The organism is Rhizobium sp. BK538, assembly GCF_014197575.1.
Taxonomy (GTDB): Bacteria; Pseudomonadota; Alphaproteobacteria; order Rhizobiales; family Rhizobiaceae; genus Rhizobium.
On sequence record NZ_JACIFT010000028.1, the window covers coordinates 1 to 18,508 of the forward strand.

General features: G+C 57.7%; 18 protein-coding genes and 2 pseudogenes. 11 read left to right on the forward strand and 9 right to left on the reverse strand.

Annotated elements, in window-relative coordinates; translation table 11 throughout:
* Positions 1-165: 165 nt before the first annotated feature.
* On the reverse strand, positions 166-882 hold the full coding sequence (locus tag FHX09_RS25990; protein WP_245505520.1) for a LysE family translocator: 717 nt from the start codon (positions 880-882) through the stop codon (positions 166-168).
* An 85-nt stretch (positions 883-967) separates the two neighbouring features.
* On the opposite strand from FHX09_RS25990, the gene FHX09_RS25995 reads away from it, so the two are divergent.
* Complete coding sequence (locus FHX09_RS25995) at positions 968-1,432, forward strand: Lrp/AsnC family transcriptional regulator (protein WP_184450813.1); 465 nt, start codon at positions 968-970, stop codon at positions 1,430-1,432.
* A gap of 214 nt (positions 1,433-1,646) precedes the next feature.
* Positions 1,647-2,489 carry an SDR family NAD(P)-dependent oxidoreductase gene (locus FHX09_RS26000; RefSeq protein WP_132592672.1) on the forward strand — a complete coding sequence of 281 codons (843 nt, stop codon included), beginning with the start codon at positions 1,647-1,649 and terminating at the stop codon, positions 2,487-2,489.
* Between the two features lie 435 nt (positions 2,490-2,924).
* Here the strand turns inward: FHX09_RS26000 and FHX09_RS26005 are convergent, their stop codons facing one another.
* Both FHX09_RS26005 and FHX09_RS30135 read right to left on the reverse strand, forming a co-directional pair.
* Positions 2,925-3,971 carry an IS110 family transposase gene (locus tag FHX09_RS26005; protein WP_184450814.1) on the reverse strand — a complete coding sequence of 349 codons (1,047 nt, stop codon included), beginning with the start codon at positions 3,969-3,971 and terminating at the stop codon, positions 2,925-2,927.
* Between the two features lie 816 nt (positions 3,972-4,787).
* Positions 4,788-5,343, reverse strand: a pseudogene (locus FHX09_RS30135) (NAD(P)H-dependent oxidoreductase).
* Positions 5,344-5,678: 335 nt separating this feature from the next.
* Here FHX09_RS30135 and FHX09_RS26010 point away from each other — a divergent pair.
* Together FHX09_RS26010 and FHX09_RS26015 are read left to right on the forward strand one after the other, a co-directional pair.
* Positions 5,679-5,933, forward strand: coding sequence for a type II toxin-antitoxin system Phd/YefM family antitoxin (locus FHX09_RS26010; RefSeq protein WP_183721479.1), 255 nt, complete (start codon positions 5,679-5,681; stop codon positions 5,931-5,933).
* On the forward strand, positions 5,930-6,352 hold the full coding sequence (locus FHX09_RS26015) for a type II toxin-antitoxin system VapC family toxin (protein WP_184450815.1): 423 nt from the start codon (positions 5,930-5,932) through the stop codon (positions 6,350-6,352). Before FHX09_RS26010 ends, FHX09_RS26015 begins: the two co-directional genes overlap by 4 nt.
* A gap of 402 nt (positions 6,353-6,754) precedes the next feature.
* Here the strand turns inward: FHX09_RS26015 and FHX09_RS26020 are convergent, their stop codons facing one another.
* Together FHX09_RS26020 and FHX09_RS26025 are read right to left on the reverse strand one after the other, a co-directional pair.
* Positions 6,755-7,963 (reverse strand): MFS transporter, encoded by a 1,209-nt coding sequence (locus tag FHX09_RS26020; protein ID WP_132592771.1) that lies wholly within the window; start codon positions 7,961-7,963, stop codon positions 6,755-6,757.
* Between the two features lie 58 nt (positions 7,964-8,021).
* Positions 8,022-9,011, reverse strand: coding sequence for an AraC family transcriptional regulator (locus FHX09_RS26025; protein ID WP_165933152.1), 990 nt, complete (start codon positions 9,009-9,011; stop codon positions 8,022-8,024).
* Positions 9,012-9,385: 374 nt separating this feature from the next.
* Between FHX09_RS26025 and FHX09_RS26030 the strand changes: the two genes are divergently transcribed.
* The 3 genes from FHX09_RS26030 to FHX09_RS26040 are packed head-to-tail and all read left to right on the forward strand — an operon-like array spanning position 9,386 to position 11,968.
* Entirely contained in the window at positions 9,386-10,324 is a 939-nt protein-coding gene (locus tag FHX09_RS26030) for an aliphatic sulfonate ABC transporter substrate-binding protein (RefSeq protein WP_183721562.1), read from the forward strand.
* A gap of 55 nt (positions 10,325-10,379) precedes the next feature.
* Positions 10,380-11,180 carry an ABC transporter permease gene (locus FHX09_RS26035; RefSeq protein ID WP_245505525.1) on the forward strand — a complete coding sequence of 267 codons (801 nt, stop codon included), beginning with the start codon at positions 10,380-10,382 and terminating at the stop codon, positions 11,178-11,180.
* Positions 11,180-11,968 (forward strand): ABC transporter ATP-binding protein, encoded by a 789-nt coding sequence (locus FHX09_RS26040; RefSeq protein WP_132592668.1) that lies wholly within the window; start codon positions 11,180-11,182, stop codon positions 11,966-11,968. Before FHX09_RS26035 ends, FHX09_RS26040 begins: the two co-directional genes overlap by 1 nt.
* Before the next feature lie 206 nt (positions 11,969-12,174).
* On the opposite strand, the gene yghU is transcribed toward FHX09_RS26040, so the two are convergent.
* On the reverse strand, positions 12,175-13,065 hold the full coding sequence (gene yghU / locus FHX09_RS26045) for a glutathione-dependent disulfide-bond oxidoreductase (protein WP_132592666.1): 891 nt from the start codon (positions 13,063-13,065) through the stop codon (positions 12,175-12,177).
* Positions 13,066-13,446: 381 nt separating this feature from the next.
* Here yghU and FHX09_RS26050 point away from each other — a divergent pair, with 381 nt between their 5' ends.
* Positions 13,447-13,635: a hypothetical protein gene (locus FHX09_RS26050; protein WP_132592664.1), complete on the forward strand. Its 189-nt coding sequence runs from the start codon at positions 13,447-13,449 to the stop codon at positions 13,633-13,635.
* Positions 13,636-13,913: 278 nt separating this feature from the next.
* Entirely contained in the window at positions 13,914-14,642 is a 729-nt protein-coding gene (locus FHX09_RS26055) for a class I SAM-dependent methyltransferase (protein WP_245505519.1), read from the forward strand.
* 454 nt (positions 14,643-15,096) lie between these two features.
* Here FHX09_RS26055 and FHX09_RS26060 read toward each other — a convergent pair whose 3' ends face one another.
* Positions 15,097-15,879, reverse strand: a complete 783-nt coding sequence (locus tag FHX09_RS26060) for an SDR family oxidoreductase (RefSeq protein ID WP_184450816.1) — start codon at positions 15,877-15,879, stop codon at positions 15,097-15,099.
* Positions 15,876-16,202, reverse strand: a complete 327-nt coding sequence (locus FHX09_RS26065; RefSeq protein ID WP_184450817.1) for a nuclear transport factor 2 family protein — start codon at positions 16,200-16,202, stop codon at positions 15,876-15,878. The genes FHX09_RS26060 and FHX09_RS26065 overlap by 4 nt, the downstream gene beginning before the upstream one ends.
* Before the next feature lie 98 nt (positions 16,203-16,300).
* Between FHX09_RS26065 and FHX09_RS26070 the strand changes: the two genes are divergently transcribed.
* Positions 16,301-16,663 carry a helix-turn-helix domain-containing protein gene (locus tag FHX09_RS26070; protein WP_132592656.1) on the forward strand — a complete coding sequence of 121 codons (363 nt, stop codon included), beginning with the start codon at positions 16,301-16,303 and terminating at the stop codon, positions 16,661-16,663.
* Between the two features lie 179 nt (positions 16,664-16,842).
* Positions 16,843-17,362, forward strand: a pseudogene (locus FHX09_RS26075) (transposase); the annotation flags it as partial.
* A gap of 45 nt (positions 17,363-17,407) precedes the next feature.
* Here the strand turns inward: FHX09_RS26075 and FHX09_RS26080 are convergent.
* Positions 17,408-18,436 carry a LacI family DNA-binding transcriptional regulator gene (locus FHX09_RS26080; RefSeq protein WP_132592654.1) on the reverse strand — a complete coding sequence of 343 codons (1,029 nt, stop codon included), beginning with the start codon at positions 18,434-18,436 and terminating at the stop codon, positions 17,408-17,410.
* Positions 18,437-18,508 lie beyond the last annotated feature (72 nt).

Here is an 18,508-nt window from a genome sequence, read left to right on the forward strand (position 1 = left end):
ATCGACCGCGAAGACGACACTGCTCCCGGCAAACGACAGCTTCGATGTTCAAAAAAGGGCTTGCATTTTACCGCGCGATTAGACGACAGCCTCGGCCCTAAGCGGACACGGACAGTGGTCTCCCACGCATATGCGCGTCGAACCGCTTGCCGACCTCTTCTAATCTCATGCATGGGCCGTCGCCAGCTTCGCGGCCAAGCCGACGAAAACAACACTTGCACTGCGGTTGAGGACGAGCTGTCGTTTATCGGAGCCTTTGAGCCATGTGCTGATCGAACCGGAGAGAAGGGCGATAGTCATGAACGAGAAGAAAGCACAGGTAATGAAGATTGCGCCCAATGCCAACATCTGGAGCACCACGTTGCCGCTGGCCGGAGACGTGAACTGTGGCAGAAACGCAAGGAAGAATATGGCGACCTTGGGATTCGTGACGTTCATCACCATGCCCCGGAGGATCATGCCGCGTGCAGAAACGGAGCCGCTTTCGCCTTCGATGAGTTTTTCAGGGCTCGCCCTGAATGCCTTCCATGCGAGGTAGACCAGATAACAAGCACCGACAAACTTCAATCCGTTGAAGGCCAGTTCGGAGGTCTGAAAAATCGCGGCGACGCCCAACGCGACCGCGAGTGTGTGAAATACGAGCCCTGCGCACAGCCCCAAAGTGACGCAAATGCCGACGGTGCGGCCGTAGATCGCGGACTGGATCAACACGAATATATTGTCCGGGCCGGGCACCCAGCACAAGACCGTAGCGGCGGCCGCGAACGAGATTGCGACGTCGAGTGAAAGCATTCGTATCTCCTGAGGTAGTCGGCGCGTTGAGCGGCTTTGGTCGTTAAAGTGGCTTGAAAATAGCGCCTTCAAACTGCGGACGGGCCGCATTCCAACGCGCCCACCTTGTTTTTTGTGCGAATTTTTTGCACTCTCAAGGTAATTACGCGGATTATGCGCAGGAAGTACCCTCATCATGCTCGATCAGTTCGACATCCGCCTCCTTTCAGCGGTCCAAGATAACGCCGACCTCACCAACGCCGAACTGTCCGAGCGCGTCGCGCTCTCGGGCTCGCAATGCGCTCGGCGTCTGGAGCGGTTGCGGCAGGAGGGGTACATCGAGAAGTCGGTCTGCGTTCTAAGCGCCCAAAAGCTCGGTCTGGCCGTGACCGCTTACACCACGATCAGTCTGAGTTCTCATACGGAAGAGGGAAATCGAAGGCTGCATCGCTTCATCGAAGACGCGCCCGAAATCCTTGAATGCTATTCCCAGACTGGTGACGCCGACTTTCTGATGAAGATCACGGTGAAGGACCTTGATCACCTCAGCGAATTCCTTGAGCGGATAATTCATAAGGCGGGAGGGTTGCACTCGGTAAAGTCGAGTATCATGTTGAAGACCATTAAGAAAACAAATTCTCTACCACTGAGATTCGAGTAGGGCGGACGCGACAGGTGGCCGGGTATGGGGTTGTCGCAATGACCGCAATTGGCGCATCTGTGCCATGGCGGCAGTCGGCCCTAATCGGGCAGACTACGCGAGATTGTATTTGACTGCTCCCTAGGGTTTCATGCGGCAAGCATCCGTTTTCTGCCCGCAGCAGAATTCCGATGTCCCCTGCCTGCAACAGCCATCGTATGGGAGGCTAGCCAGTATGAAAGATGTCGTCGCGTTGGTTACGGGCGCAAGCCGCGGTGTCGGCCGCGGGATTGCGCTGTCGCTGCTCGCCGAGGGAGCCACGGTCCACGTTACCGGCAGGACCCGTTCCGAGGCGGAAGCAAGCCTGGGAGGTAAACGCGCGGGATCGCTGGAGGGCCTTGCGCTTGAGGCTGCGGCATTACCCGGACGACTAGTCGTTCATCATTGCGACCACAGCAACGACGCCGAAACCGAGCGCGTGGCTGAAGAGATCAGGGCCGCCAACAGGCTGGACATTCTGGTGAACAATGCATGGCCCGGCTATGAAAACATGGTCGAGGATGGCGATTTTACCTGGCCGCGCCCTTTCTGGGAGCAGCCCGTCTGGCGGTGGGACGCAATGATCGGCACCGCGCTGAGGGCGGCTTTCATGATGTCGCGCGCAGTGGCGCCGACGATGATCTCGACGCAGCGCGGTCTGATCGTCAATATTTCATTCTGGGCAGCTCAATTCTACGACGGCAACACGATCTACGGCATGGCCAAAGCCGCCGCCGACAAGATGGCCGCGGACTTCGCACATGAACTGCGTCCACATAAAGTCGCCGCCGTCGCACTCTATCCCGGGTTGGTACGCACCGAAGCCGTCATGCAGAACGCCGAATATTTCGACTTGTCCAACTCCGAGTCCCCGAGGTTCATCGGCCATGTCATCGCCGGACTTTGGCGGGACCCTGCGCTGATGTCGAAATCCGGGCGTGTCCTGGTCGCGGCAGAGCTGGGTCGGGAGTATGACATTGCCGACGTCGACGGCTACAGACCTGTTCCCCTCAGCGCGGCGGACTTTGTGAAAAGCTGAATTCCTGTCGGTCTTTTCAACGACCCGGTTAGTCGGCTGATCTTTCAAACAGTTCGTGGAAAACCTTGGCGCTCCGCCGAGGCGATCTTGCACGTCAATTTTCTCCTGCCGCGGCATGGAGCGACGCTCTTTGGTTTGTCCGCTTGTGGCGCTTTCCAGCCGAAAGCATTGCTCGACAGGAGCCGGCGTTATCTGCGTCCGGCTCATGCAGCGTTAACGTCTTTTCGCGGCCCGCGCTTCTCTCCGGGATCGGCACTCGGCCCTCCCATGATGGGGTCCAGTAGATGATGTGGTCCAATCTATGCTGCATCCTGATGACGGATCATCGGAATAAACGCCGCCACGAGCTCACATCACCGTCGTCCGCGAAGGACGTCTTCCGCTGCTACGCGGAAGCTTGGATTCGAATACCTTAAACGGCTCTATGGTTGATCGTTATGCCGCAACAGTTGAGACAGTGTCCTCCCTTGACCAGCGAAACTCCGAGCCGTCAATCCACATGCGGTGCATGACGACAGCGAGACGGCGGGCCAACGCGACCTTGGCCTTCTTGCTGCCATGCCGCTTGGCAATGTTCATGGCCCAAGCCTTCAGCCAGCACCATTTCACCACGCGCGTCATCATCGACTGGGCGGCCTCATACAGCAGTCGCCGCATCATCGCGTCCCCGCGCAGAGAGACGTGGCCGACCCGGCTCATTTCGCCGGACTGTTTCAGGACAGGGGTGAGGCCCAATATCGCTCCGACCGATCGGGAATGACGAAACCTGCTGGGAATATCGATCGTCGAAACATAGGCCAGCGAGACGATCGGACCGACGCCGGGCACCGTCATCAGCCTCCTGCAAACCTCGTCCTGCTTCGGCTCGGCTAGAACCCTCTTTTCCAGTCTTGCGAGCCCTTCTCGCAACTTGCGTCGTCCGGCGAGCAGTGGCTCCATGATCTCCCTCAGATCAGCGTCGTTTTCGACAAGCTCAAGTATCCTTCTCTCGAAGGTGCCACCCGAGGCATGACCTACCTTCAGTCCGAAGTTGCGCAGAAACCCGCGCATTTCGTTTTCCAGATCGATAGCCTTTTCCTGCAGTAGCGATCGGGCCGTTAGCAAGGCGCGGCGCTTCTGGCTGGTGAGCGTCTTCACATGCACGTCCTTGAACAGGCCGACCCGCATCATATGGGCAATACCGCGTGCATCGTTCCTGTCGCCTTTGTTCTGTTGCAGGGCGTCCAGGAATGCCTTGGTGTGGCGCGTCTCGATACAGAAGACGGGCAAGTCCGCCTTTGCCAGTCCTTCAAACAGCCATTGGGACAAGGGGCCAGCCTCAACGCCCACCCTCTCCAAGCCGAACTCCGGATCACTCAGCATGGCGACGAGGTCCTCCGGGTGAGATGCCACCTTCCGTTCACGGAATAGCTTCCCACTTTCATCGACGATACAGACGTTCGTTTCTTTGACCGAGACATCGAGGCCGGCATAGTGTTTCATGGCTGCGCTCCTCTGCATGATGGTTGTGCCTGGTTTCCGACACGCGACTGTATCATCGGCAGGTGGTGCAGGCCCTTGCTCCCTACGGATGGGATAGGGCACGAAGCCGATTAGCCCATCTATGGTATTTTTCCGGCAGGCCGCTCATGTCCAGACCGGATGTAGGCACCGCGTTTGTTCCACGCAAACCTGGCTGTTGGCACGGACGTCGTAGCCCCTTTACATTGCTGCATGGGTAGAGAACTCGTCACGGCAACTCGAGGGCCGGAAGCCTCAAAATAGGACTGCACCTCATCTTCAAGCTCGGTGCAGAGTCGCACGTTTCTCATGTTGAATCAGCGCGTGTTTTTGATGTCGTGTGTTGTCGAGAGTTAAATTTTAACTATCGGAAAGCTAGCTATCATATTGTATATATTGCAATTTATTCTTCAATCACTTTCTCGCCAATGGAGGCTATGCGTGCGCAGGCAGCAATGTAGACACTCCGTCCAGATTGAGAAGCAGCGAGCTGTGATGAACAGCGGGGGGTTCGCGTCCTCGTTCCCTCTCCAAATCGCGTGGCAACGTCTTCTCCGGAACGCATTCCAGGGAGAGCCGGAGTTCGACGCCGGGAATATCGCCTCATTGCCGCAGAGTGATGCGGTCTCCTGACTGGCAACGCCATTGGCGAGCGATCCACCCGCCCCGATCCGTCCCTTGCAACCCGGACCAGCCGGTCAGATCACAGCGCAAAGTGACGTTTTGACTTTGCACCAGAGAGGACATTTCAATTTCCCCACGAAGCCGGCGGCGATCAGGCCCTTGCCGGCCGAGTACTTATTCCGCTGCAATTGCGTCTGCTGCGGAGCGCGCCTGCACGAGGATGGAGGCCTCCGCCAGCACCTGGTTTACGCGACCGAGTATAGCCGTTGACGGTTTGCCATCGGTGAAATCGCGGCTCGAGGGGTAGATTGCCGTTGGCAGAACAAGCCTCAAAGAAAGCGAATAGGGGGCGAAGTTGATGCTCGACAACGAGCAAGTGTCGATCGCCCCCGCCGGCTCCCGTCAGGATGACGGGTTTTACCGCGCAAGTCTGCTGCATCCCGTAAATTGAAGACATGCTTGAACAGGCCCGTGTAATTCCCTGTTTAGGTTGGAGAACCGATGACGAGGCTTCGGCCTCGACGATTGTTTGGATCACCTTTCTTGCGGCCGGATCGAGGTTCGCCACCGACCTTGCGGCCGCCAGCGATGTGCCGAGGTCTCCGACGTCGAAGACGGTATGCTGCAGGCCGGCTGCTTCGCCAGTGAAGCTGCTAGGCTCTCCGCGAAACGCCTGGTGCGCGACGGGGGAGATATTGCCCGAGTAGCCGACGATCAGATCATTGCTCATCTAAATTCCTTCTGCGAGTTCGTCTCGGTCATGCAAAGCAGGTTGCAGACCAGGGGCGGATGCCGCATGCACAAACGATCAGAATGGCATGAGATCTAGGGCGGTAATCGGGTGAGGCTCCTGTTTCGTTAGGCTGTTTTGACCACGGCGAGCCCGGTCGGATAGCTCGAGGGGGTGCTTTGACGGCTTTGCCCGGCGTGCGTATGGTGGTGTATGTTTGTTATATAAAACAACCTCTTGGGCCGGCTCGATCCCCATCAAGGCGGCTATCTTGGATATTGCTCTACAGTCAATAACATCATATATGTAGGTATGTTCCTACATGGAGACATTCTATGAGCACCACAAGTTTGTCTAGCCGGGAATTGAACCATGACGTCAGTAGGGCAAAGAAGGCTGCCAAAAAAGGACCTGTAATTATTACAGATCGCGGGAAGCCGTCCCATGTGTTGATGACGTACAGCGAATTCGAGCGCTTGACCGGCAAGCGCCGGAATCTCGTCGAGGCTCTTTCAATGCCTGGTTTGTCGACGATCGAATGGGAGCCACTGAGAGCCGAAATTGCACCTCGCGAGGTCGATCTGTCTTGAAGTACCTGCTGGATACAAACGTCGTCTCCGAGCTGCGCAAAGTTGGAGACGGTAAAGCAGATGCCAATGTGACGAAGTGGGTCGGTGCGCAAGATTCCAATGACTTGTTCATTTCCGCGATTACGATCCTGGAAATTGAGCGCGGGATATTAACCATCCAGCGTCGCGACGCCGCCCAGGGTTCTCGCTTGCGGGGATGGATGGATAGCCGTGTTCGCCCTGAATTCGCCGAGCGGGTTCTGCCAATTGATGACGCGATAGCGACGCGTTGTGCCCACTTACATATTCCAGACCGCCGCAACGAGACTGATGCTTTGATCGCCGCTACCGCGCTGGTTCACGGTTTAACTATGGTCACGCGTAATGTTCAGGATTTCGGTGATACCGGCGTGATCGTAATCGACCCGTGGCAAGGCTGAAATCGGGCGCGGGCACCCGCTAGGGATGTCCTCCTCGAAGAGACCGGTCCGCTCCTGTAGGCTTTCGCTCTTTGCACACCTGACTGACAAGACGTTTTCCCGGTCAGATCGCTTTCGCGAACCGCTTCGCGTCGTGGGCGAAGTCGCGGACTGGCAACTCCACTCGGCTGAACAGCTGCAGCAGATGAAGGACGGCCTCGCGCGCCTCAAGGCAGAAGGTAAGGACGTCATTATAACCTGACACGATCGAGGCCGCCGACGATTGCCGGCGGCCTCATTTCCAGAGCGCCAGGAGCGCTACTCGGCCCCGGCATGCGCCCAGCTGGTGCCTTAGAGATGCACAGGCGTCTCAACACCATCGTCAGGCCGATTGCGCCTGGTTGCTCAACCCGGCAGCGAAGATCAGCTGCGCGGCTGCGTCAGCGCCAAAGCGACGGTCGATGCGGCCAGGGCGGAGGTAAGGGTCAAGGGCCCAACGGCGCCGTAATGATCGACGACATAGCCGCCGAAAACCGCGCCGATACTAATGGCAACCTGAAAAGAGACGACCATCAGGCTCCCCGCTGCCTCCAGAGCGTCGGGTGCTCCGCGGGAAAGATTGGTGGGCAGCACCACCGGCGCCATGCCGAAGGCGAAGCCCCAAAGCGTAACGAAACCGAAGGCAGCGCCGATGTGGACGCCCCAAAGCACCAGCGCGAGCGCCGCAAATGCCATTAGTGCTGCCGTAATGGCGAGTGCCATGCGGATATTGACGTCGGCCACTCGGCCGCCCGCAATATTTCCGATCACGGCGGCGATACCAAACCCGAGCAGCGCCATGGCAATCGGCCCGGTTTCCAGGAGCGTCACTTTTTCGAGGAACGGACGCACATAAACAGAACCAGCAAAATGCCCCGTCATCAGCAAAAGGATGGCAAGCATTCCGAGTTGAACGCCACGCCGCCCTGTCAGGCTAAAAACATCGGCAAGACTGTTGCCTGTGCTTGCGGGCAGCGTCGGCAAGCTGAGTACCTGCAGCAGCATGGCAAGCGCCGCAAGCCCTGCTGTCATAGCCATGGCGCTACGCCAGCCCAGCCAGTCGCTGATCAAAGCGCCCACCGACGGTGCAGCTATGGTGGCGAGCGAGACCCCGAGGGTGACGATAGCCATCCCCCGACCCGTCGCATTCGCACCCACCAGCCTCGCCACGACGGCAACCGAAAGCGCCCAGAACCCGCTAAGCGCGATGCCCAATCCGGCTCGACCCAACAATAATAACCAAAAATCAGTCGCTAGCGCCGCAAGTATGTTAGAGCCAATTGCCAACGCACTGAGACCAACGAGTACGGTCTTGCGGTTCATTCTGCCGATGAGAACATTGCTCAACAAGGCGGTCACCGCGCCGATGGAAGCGGTCGCGGTCACGACCTGCCCGGCTGTTCCCTCACTAATGCTAAGATCGCGCGCCATTGGCGTCAACAGGCCTGCCGGCAAAAACTCAGCTGACACCAGCGCAAAGCTGGTAGCCGCCATCGAAAGAACGGCGAACCAAGTGGCCACGCTCCACGCGGCTGGCTCGGCGGTATGAAAGTCTATCGCCGCGTCGTCTAGTTGTGATCTCGTGTCCGTCATTGAGTCATCTCCTGCGTTCGGAGATTTCATAGACGAACTTATTGGGATGATATGTGTCTTAAAATCCGAAATCCATGTCTATTCGTCCGGAACTTGTGCGACGCACAACGCCGGGCGAGACGCTGGTGATGCGCTTGAAGGCGCGCGCGAAGGATGCCTCGGATTCGTAACCTAACCGGGAGGCAACTTCGGCGACCGACATGCCGCTTTGACCTAGCAATTCGCGGGCAAGCTGCATCCGCAGACGGGCAAGATAGTGTGCCGCACCCTCTCCTAAGACAGCGCTGAAGCGCTCGGCAAAGATCGAGCGCGACTGGCCTGCCACACTGGCGAGGCTTTCTAGGGTCCAGTTATGGCCTGGGTCTCGGTGCATAGCTGCCAACACACGACCGAGGTGGGGGTCGCGGATGGCGGCGAGCCAGCCGGTGGTCGAGGCTCCGCTGCAATTGACCCAGCAGCGGATAAGCCGCGCTGCGAGCAAGTCCGCCATGCGGGATAGGACAGTGGCGCTGCCCATCTGAGGCTGTGAAGCCTCTGCCGTCATGGCCGCCAGCAGCGGACCAACGATCGGGTCATTGCCGGCTACATCGCAGCCCTTGATGATGGGCGGCATCAAGGCGATCAAAGGGTTGAGGGCATATGCGCTCAAAGCCATGGAGCCGCAGAACAGCGTGCTGGTCGTACCCGTTCCTTCCCGTAACACTTCGCAAACGTTGCTGCCCAACCTTGTTATCTGACAGCTTTCGAGCGAGTCGCCCTCAACATCTGGCGCGCTGGCCAATCGATGTGCGATACCTTGCGGCAGTAGCACCAGATCACCATCGTGCAACTCCTGCCATCCCTGGGCTTCGGTATGGATCCAGCACGGACCTTGGCTGACGAAGTGAAAGCGAAGCAGTTGTTGGTGCGAAAAGGCGATGCTCCATGGATGTTGGAGTTCGCACCGCCCATAGTTGACTCCATTCAAGCGAAAGTCTTGTAGGACTTCGCTTAGCGCATCCATTGGGATATTTGACGGCGACAGCTGTCGAGACGAATGATCAAGCATTTCGCCAATTTAGGTCTCGAGCGTCTGGCACGCAAGCACGATGGTGTCGCTCCGGTAGGAAACAAGCAGGCGGCCATGCTTGACACGAACGTCAGCGGCCAACCTGGATTCTGTCGCCTTTGAACATCCCGAACTTCGCCGGAAAGATCATCCATGAACATACGCGAAGTGACGGCCATCCTGTCAAACAACTGAACGGCCCGCAGATAGCTGAATAAGACCTCAAAGCTACGCGTAAGCACGGCATAAATTCCATAAACTTAGTGGACATTGAAACGTCATTTCTAGAAATTTTTGACGTCCCTCCCTACGCTACACGGCAATAATGCAAGCTGGAGAGGGATATGAAGTCGATCATTTTGCGTATCGTGGCGATGGCCGCTTTTATTGGCGCAGGACTGCAGCAGGTTTCCGCCGCGGACGTTTCCGAAATTCGCGTTGACTGGGCAACCTACAATCCGGTGAGCCTGCTTCTCAAAAAAGAGGGCTTGCTGGAGAAGGAATTCGAAAAGGATGGCATTGCTGTCCGTTGGGTTCAGTCTGCGGGCTCGAATAAGGCGCTCGAGTTTCTCAATGCCGCTTCAATCGATTTCGGCTCCACGGCGGGCGCTGCGGCTTTGATTGCGCGCGTCAACGGTAACCCTGTGAAGTCGATCTATGTCTTTTCACGGCCCGAATGGACAGCACTTGTTACGGGTAAGGATTCGAAGATCGCCAGCGTCGCTGATCTCAAGGGCAAGACCGTGGCCGTGACGCGCGGTACCGACCCGCATATTTTCCTTGTCCGCGCTCTGGCCGATGCTGGTCTCAAGGAAGGCGACGTCAAATTTGTCCTTCTGCAACATGCCGATGGCCGTCTGGCCCTTACCCGCGGCGACGTCGATGCTTGGGCAGGTCTTGATCCTTTGATGGCGGCCGCGGAGGTGGAAGACGGCGCCAAGCTGTTCTTCCGCAAGCCGGAGAACAATAGCTGGGGCGTACTCAACACGACGGAGACCTTCGCAAAAGAGCACCCAGACATTGTGAAGCGCGTACTTGCTGTCTACGAGACGGCGCGAAAGCAGGCAGTTGCCGATCCGCAGGCACTGAAGTCTGCTCTGATCGAAGCCGCCAAGCTTCCCGATGCTGTCATCTCGAAGCAACTGGAGCGCACGGACTTGACGCATTCGCAGATCGGCGACGAGCAGCGGGTAACGATGCTGAAGGCCGGTGTTGCTTTGCAGCAGGCCGGCGTGCTTCCGGCTGATGCGGATCTCGCTGCGATAACCACCAGCCTGATCGACACGAGTTTCAATAGCGCCGCTACTCAGTAATGGATCACAAGCGTTGACAGCAATTGAAGTCTTGTCAGGTCAGCTGCGTGAACGGATAGCGGGCAATAGGACAGGCGCCCGGCCGGCAATTTGGAAAAGGTTCTTACTTTCCATTGCTGTGCCGGCCGGCGCCTTTCTGCTTTGGCAAGCGGCAGTCTCTTTCGGTTTTTCCTCCGGACGGCTGGTGCCGCCTCCTTCCCGCATTATCGCTGCGCTCTGGCAGCTCGCACAGAACGGCGAACTTTACCGACATGTCGCCTCCACCTGTCTACGTGTTCTCTTTGGCTTTCTGGCCGGGGCTGCAGCAGGCGTGGTTGTTGGAACGTTGACCGGCTTTTTCACCACCGCGCGGGCTTTGGTCGATCCGAGCCTTCAGGCTCTTCGTGCCATCCCATCGATTGCCTGGGTGCCGCTCTTCATTCTCTGGTTTGGCATCTTTGAAACATCCAAGGTGATGCTGATCGCGACAGGGGTCTTCTTTCCTGTTTATCTCGGCCTTTCCACGGCTCTGCTTTCGGTCGACCGTAAGATCGTTGAGGTGGGCCGCATCTTCCGCCTCTCCGGGTTGGAGCTTGCCCGACGCATCCTTTTTCCCGCCGTCCTGCCGGCCTTGATCGTGGCGCTGCGGGCCGGCCTGGGGCTTGGCTGGATGTTCGTCGTTGCGGCAGAATTCATGGGCGCTTCCGAGGGGTTGGGCTATCTGCTCGTTGATGGCCAGCAGCTTGGCAAGCCCGATCAGATCGTCGCGGCAATTATCATCTTTGCCATTATCGGCAAGCTATCCGACGGACTGATCGTTTCCATAAGCGCGCCCCTCGTCGCCTGGCAGGACAACTACAAAAAGGGGGGTACGTGATGTTGTCGGTCGAAGGCTTGTCGAAGACCTATCAGAATGGCGTCGTCGCACTCCAGGGCTTCAGCCTTGAGGTCCATCTTGGAGAAATCGTTGCCGTCATTGGCGGCTCGGGTTGCGGCAAGAGTACGTTGTTGCGACTGATCAGCGGGCTCGATCAGCCGACGGCGGGTAAAATCGCCATAAATGGCGAGGCCGTTCGTGCGCCGCACCAACTTATCAATCTGATATTCCAGGAACCGCGCCTGCTGCCGTGGCTTACCGTCGGCGAAAACATCCGCTTCGGTCTGAGCCATCTCGACCGTCGTGAGCGCGATAAAAGAGCAACGGCTGCGTTGGCTCAGGTTCATCTGGCAGGTTACGAGAACAGCCTGCCGAAGGAGCTTTCGGGCGGACAAGCGCAACGCGCTGCCATTGCCCGCGCGCTGGTGACGCAGCCGGAGGTTTTGCTGCTCGATGAGCCGTTTTCGGCGCTCGATGCGCTGACGCGCTCAGCACTTCAAAACCACCTTGTCGGCATCTGGCGCCAGACGCACTCGACGATGATTATCGTTACGCACGATATCGAGGAGGCGGTTGCTTTGGCGCACCGGGTTATCGTCATGCAGCCTTCGCCCGGTCGCATCATGGAAGAAATAGCAATCAATTTACCAATGCCGCGCGAGGTCAGCGGGCAGGCCGTCGATCGCTACAAGAAAAAGGTGAGGGCGTCGCTCAATCGCTCGCTCAGCAAATCTGGGGCCGTGATGCGGGACGCCGAAGTCATATCAATCGTCGAAGACATTGCATGAGTTCGGCGACTTAAGAAATCAACGTTTTCTGATTTTGCCCACGCGCGACAGCCGCTGTGCTTTGGCACGACGATTGGCGGAAGAACCCCCGCGACTGCTGGCGCAGTCGGACGGGAGCTCTCAGCAGGGTTGAGCAGCTGGGCGGTCGCACCAACAGCAGGCCAGCGGACAAATGTGAGCCGCGCCTAGCTGCTTCCTCCGGTCCTTCAGCCGATCTTGTCTTGCGTCTTTGTTTCGAAGTCGGAGGCGTCGTGACGCTCGTGGAGCTGTTCCGACGGATCGCCGTTTGTCCGGTTGACCATACGGCCGCGTTTGACTGCTGGACGTTCGCCGATCTCGGCGCTCCAGCGCTGCAGGTTTTTGTAGGTCTGGACGTCCAAAAAGCTTCCGGCGTCCCCGTACACCTTGCCCTGCGCGAGGTTGCCGTACCAGGGCCAGATTGCGATGTCGGCGATCGAATATTCGTCGCCCGCCATGAAGCTGTTGGCGCCAAGATGACGGTCGAGCACGTCAAGCTGCCGCTTCACTTCCATCGAGAAGCGGTCGATGGCATATTTGATGTGCACCGGCGCGTAGGCATAGAAATGGCCGAAGCCGCCACCAAGATAGGGCGCCGAGGCCATCTGCCAGAAGAGCCAGTTGATCGTTTCTGTCTGCGCCTTGTGCTCTTTTGGAAGGAAGGCGTCGAACTTCTTCGCCAAGTAGAGCAGGATCGATCCGCTTTCGAAAACGCGCGTCGGCTCAGGCGTCGACCGGTCGATCAGGGCAGGGATCTTCGAGTTCGGGTTGACTTCCACGAAGCCTGAGCCGAATTGGTCGCCTTCGCCGATCCTGATCAGCCACGCGTCGTATTCTGCGCCTGTGTGTCCGAGTGCAAGCAGTTCCTCCAACATGATCGTCACCTTGACGCCGTTCGGCGTCGCCAGCGAATAGAGCTGCAGGGGATGCTTGCCTACAGGCAGTTGCTTGTCGTGGGTTGGGCCAGCGATCGGCCTGTTGATGTTAGCAAACTGCCCGCCGTTTCCCTTCTCCCAGGTCCATACCTTGGGTACTTCATACCCGGCAGGGAAGTTGCCGGCGGGGTTCTTCTCGGTCATCACATGGATCCTTTTGTTCTGTGGTCGTAGGTCGGCTTCGGCCGTAGAGGAAATGACGGGTCGTGCCAATGGCACGCTTGCGGTTTTACCGCTTCGCGTCGGTGGAGCGCACTTCATGGTCGTATTGACCCGGCATATGCGTCTACCCTCGCAGGTTAACGGATAGGACGGCTTTTCCGTAGATCGCAGGAAATGAGCACTCTGTACCGAGCGGAAGCAAGTCCTTTTCCCGGAGGATTTCACCCGGCTGAAGCTGGTTCCTGTCGGCTCACTTATGGCGTCCGGTCGGGACCTTTATTGCTGAATAATCCTTACCAATATTGTGCATTGCAGCATCCGTGGAATGTCGATAGGCTTTTTGTTGTCGGCGAGGACGCTGCCATGGATGAAGCCAACATAGCGCAACTGATATTCGCCCTGAGCGTCGCTCGGGAGATGGCATCCCTGGAGGGCCCCGAGTTCGACATTGTGGTCTCTCGGATCCAGCAGGCAATCGACGAAACCAGAGATAAGGCTCTAAGGTACGGGATTGTTATCGAAATTGATCCTGCATCAACACGAACGCACTAGCGGGATCTAGGTAGAGCACGTCCGTTTTAATCAGGGTCATCTCGCTATGCGTCCGGCGGGCGTCTTATGGCGATAACGGATTAGTTGCCATCAGATGTCGCGTCTGTTTACCTCAGCCAGTTATCGAGGTCCGATATTATCGGCGATTCGCGGAGGGGAACATCAGTACCAGCAGAAATTCAACATCGACCGGCCATGAAGCGAGTGACGCAAGCTGGCTCGATCTTCATTTCGAGTCATCACGGCCGGAATACGAAGACGCACTTACCCAAGTTGGAATGCAACATGGCTGGGACGTGCTCGATGCGGGATGCGGGAGCGGAAGCTTCCTTCCGCTCATCTGCGAGCTGACTGGCTCCAACGGGTCCGTGGCAGCTCTTGATCTTGCGCCTGAGAATATTCAACGCGCCGAGAGCTTGATTAAGGATGTCCTGGATCGGTCGAAGGTGCGCACCCGCGTTGGCAGCATTCTGTCACTTCCTTTCAATCATGCTTCCTTCGATTGCGTATGGTCGGCCAATGTTATGCAATATCTCACGCTGGCGGAATTTCAGCAGGCCACGGATGAGGTAAAGCGCGTATTGAAGCCGGGCGGCATCCTCGCCGTAAAGGACTTCGATTCGACGCTTCTGCAGATACTACCTATGGATCGCGGGGTGTTTAGCCGCTTCATGACGGCGCGATTGCAGACGTTCCGCGACAAGGGAGTGCTTGGCACCGATTGTGGCTCTTCGCTTCCCAGACTTTTGCGAGATGCAGGGATGGAGATCGTCTGGCGCAAAGGCTGGCTCGTTGAACGGTGGGCCCCTGCTGGCGAGCACACGCGCAATTATGTACGCGACTTAATCTCCTATTTCACGACTGCAGCGCCAAATTACGACCTCCCTGAAAGCGATCAGTATTATTGGAAGGAACTGGCAGCAAATCCGGAGAGCCTGCTTGATCAGCCTGATTTCTGCTACCGCGAATTCTTCGTTCTGACGGTTTGCAGGAACGCGGCAATCTAAGAGCAGTCCACTTTCAATCAGGGTCATATCCTGCAGCCGCGACGTAGTTGGCGCATTCGTGGGGCCCAATCCGGATTCCGATTTCAAAGGACGCGCTCTAGAAAATCCGCTACCCGATTGGGCGCTTTTGCCTAAAGGACCGCATCCTTGGCCTTATGACTTCGCTGACAGTGGCGAGAGGTGCGCATGCGACGCTTCCTCCTGCGAAATTCAAGGTGATTTCTCGCAATTTCCGAAAGGTGACTTCGGAACCTGCCGATTATCGCGGGAGGTGAAATCACCGATATCGGTTGCGTACCCATTGGACGCGGATCGCATTGAGCGCATGCCGCAACCAAGATATTTCTTGGAAGGACAGGACTATGAGTAAGGTTGTCATCGTTACGGGGGCGCGTCGCACGGCAGGCTGTGCGAAAACTCGTGGAGGAGACGCCGACACCGCAACTCTGAAGCCTCAAGCGGTGGGAACGGTCCCGCCGTCGATGACATATTCAGTGCCGGTTATGGCTGCGGCACGCGGCGATGCCAGGAAGGCTATCAGATCGGCGACCTCACCTGGCTTAGCGGGTCGACCGAGCGGAATTCCGCCGAGCGAATTCATGATGATCTTCTTGCCACCCTCATAATCGGTGCCGGCCTCCCTCGCGAGCCGTTCCGCGAGCGCCACGGCGGCGTCTGTCTCGATCCAGCCCGGCGACACGCGAACAACTCTGATGCCCTTGGGGGTCACTTCCTTCGACAGGCTCTTGCTGTAGGTCGACAGCGCCGCTTTCGCTGCTGCGTAGGCCGTCGTCGATTCCGGCAGAGGCAGTTCGTGCTGGATCGACGTCACATGGATAATGACGCCTGATCCCTGTGCGATCATCGACGGAAGCAGCGCCCGATCGAGCCGGACGGCAGGCATGAGATTGTGATCGATTTCCTTCTGCCATTCCTGATCGGTCAATGCCGAAAAGCCGCCCGCCGGCGCGCTTGATCCTCCAAGCACATTGACGAGGATGTCGATGCCGCCGAATGTCTGAAGCACTTTCTCGGCGACCTTGGCGCAACCCTGTGCGGTCAACAGGTCGGCCGCGATGTAATGGATGTTCCCCGTTCCATTCTTGGGTACGGTCCTGGCCGTTGCCGCGACGTGCGCGCCTGCGGCCGCCAATGCTTGAACGACCGCTGCACCCGCCCCCTTGGTGCCGCCCGTTACGAGGGCACGTTTTCCATCAAGGCCCAGATCGAAGCTCATGGGACGATCTCCAGCCGGGCGATCGCATCACCACAGAGCGTGAAAGCATAGCGAAGGTCCACCGGGCTTCCCGGAAAATTCCCGGTCAGACGTGCGGTGACGATGACCCTGTCGCCCTGATCGTCAACGGCTACGGGCTCGGCGATATAATTGTACTTTGCGGATGCCTCGGACTTCCACGCCGCGATCGCATCGCGCCCCGTGTACGTCTTCTTCTCGTCGATGACCACGGCATCGAGCGTGAAGCATTTCGCAACTGCCATACCATCCGTCGTATCCGCGGCAAAGTAGTCGTCTATGGGCTTGGGTAGTGCGAGGGGCATGATCGATCTCCGGGTTTGAACTTGTTTGATTGTCGAAAATGGCCTAACTTTCCAAAAGCGCAAGAACACACAAAAAAGTAAGGTACTTACAGAAAAGTATGTCGCACCCATATACGCGAGAAACAGCAGCCGAAGGCGTCGAGAACGTGCTCAAGCTTCTTGAGGGGCGCTGGAAGCTGGTGATCCTGTTTCACCTCTTTGGCGGGAATGTTCTGCGCTTCTCCGATCTCGAACGCGCGATCCCGGGAATCTCCCAGAAAATGCTGATCCAGCAACTTCGGCAGATGGAAAAGGACGGGATCGTGCGCCGCATCGTCCACCATCAGGTGCCCCCGAAGGTCGAATACTGCCTCACGGACTGGGGACAGGCCCTGTGCCCGGCTTTGGACGCGCTGCTCACCTGGGCGACGCAGCGCGAAAACAAGGACTCGGAGCGCGAGGAAGCGACAAGTCAGGACTGAGGGATATGAGCTTCATTGAAGCCATGGACAGAGGACAGCTCGCCTTATTGCCACCTTGCATCGATGACTACTTTGCCCCGGATTGGGGGCGGAACAAGAGAGTGCGAAATCGTACGCGGCTCTTATCAACCAAAGACAGCAAGTTCCTTGTAACGTAGTATCTTTGATGCGATTTTTCGCTCACACCGGGTTCAAGTGCCGGCGATGCCCGTGCGGCTGTCGTCACCGGCCTTTCGTTGCGTGCTGCCGTTCGAGCAGTTGCAACACAAGTTGAACTTCGAGCGCATTTGATGAGTGACGAAGCAAAGGCATTCGTTGCCATAGACGAAAGCTTTGCCGCACACGAGACGGTCAACCACTCCAGCCGCGAATGTGTCCGGGATGCCGTCCATGTCAATTCAGCCGAGGGGTTCAATGCACGGGTCCGGCGAACCATCGCAGGCGTCTTTCACCACATCAGCCCGGAACTTGCCGATCTGTATTTCCATGAATTCGGCTTCAGATGGTCCCAGCGCGCTGTTACCGGCCAAGCAGTGCGCAAAAGCCGAAACGACAAGGAAAGCAAGAAGATCCTTTGGTCACGAGTACCTCCTGCACTGCAATTTAATGCAAGTGTTCCGTGCTGCTACCGGCCGCCAAATGCGCCGTAGTCATAGCGGAGGCATCACCATCAAATCTGCCCTAGCTGTCTTTCGTTGATAAAAGCCTCGAACGATTTCGAACTTGTTCCGACCCCAATATATCTCAGTGCAATGAGGCGGGGCCCGTGCTGTCGCGAACGACAAGCTTCACAGGCAAGATCGTTTCCCTCGCAGCCGCGCCGTCGTTGTTCAAGAGCTGCAGGAGGATGTTTGCAGCCGCCTTTCCGGCTCCGAATTGCTCGATGCGGATCGTTGTGAGCTTAGGCTGAATCAGGTTCAGGAATGGCATATCGTTGAATCCGGTGACCGAAACCTGTTGCGGGCACGCAATGTTTCGTTCCCTCAATGCTTCGATAGCGCCAAGCGCCAATCGGTCGTTGGCGCAAAGGACGGCCGTAAACGCCTTGCCGGTTGCCAAAAGCGCCGCAAGGCAGCGCGCGCCCTCTGCCTCGTCGAACCGTGGAGCAACAGCGATCAGATCATCGGCGACGTCGACGTTCATGTCGCCGGCTGCTTTGCGAAACGCAGCCAGGCGAAGCTGGCCCGTCGACAAATCCTGCGGGCCGGCTATATGGGCAATGCGGGTATGGCCAAGGCTTTTCAGGTGCCGCAGCATCTGGCAGATGCCGGAATCCTCGTCGTTCACGACCGAGGGAATGGGCGAGCCATCAACCTTTCTGTTCAGCGTCACCACAGGCAAGCCGTCCTGGGCGGCCCTGGCGATCGCGGGATCGCTGCGCAGCACGGCGGCATGGATGATCCCGTCGACGCCACGCTCGCGCAGCACGTCGATCAGTCGCTCTTCCCGTTCAGCGTCGCTGTCGGTATTGACGATGATGGAGGCATAGCCCAGCGGCTCGAGGACGCATTCTATGCCGCGAAGGATCGGCGGGAAGATCACGTTGGTTATATCAGGGATCATCACGCCGACGGTCATGGTCCTGTTCGTGCGAAGACCGGCGGCTATCCGATTGGGGCGATACCCCAGGGCATCCGCGGCAGCCTGAATGCGGCTGGCGACTTCGCCGGTCAAATGCTTGCGTTCAACAGGATCGAGCGCGCGCGAGACGGTGGAGACGTGAACCCCGGTCTCTCTGGCTATGTCCTTTAATGTAATTCGTTTTTTCAACATAGACGCGTTTCCTCGACGGCTTTCATTCTACAACTTGCGCAAAATTAAGCAATCGATTGCATGAAATCGTTG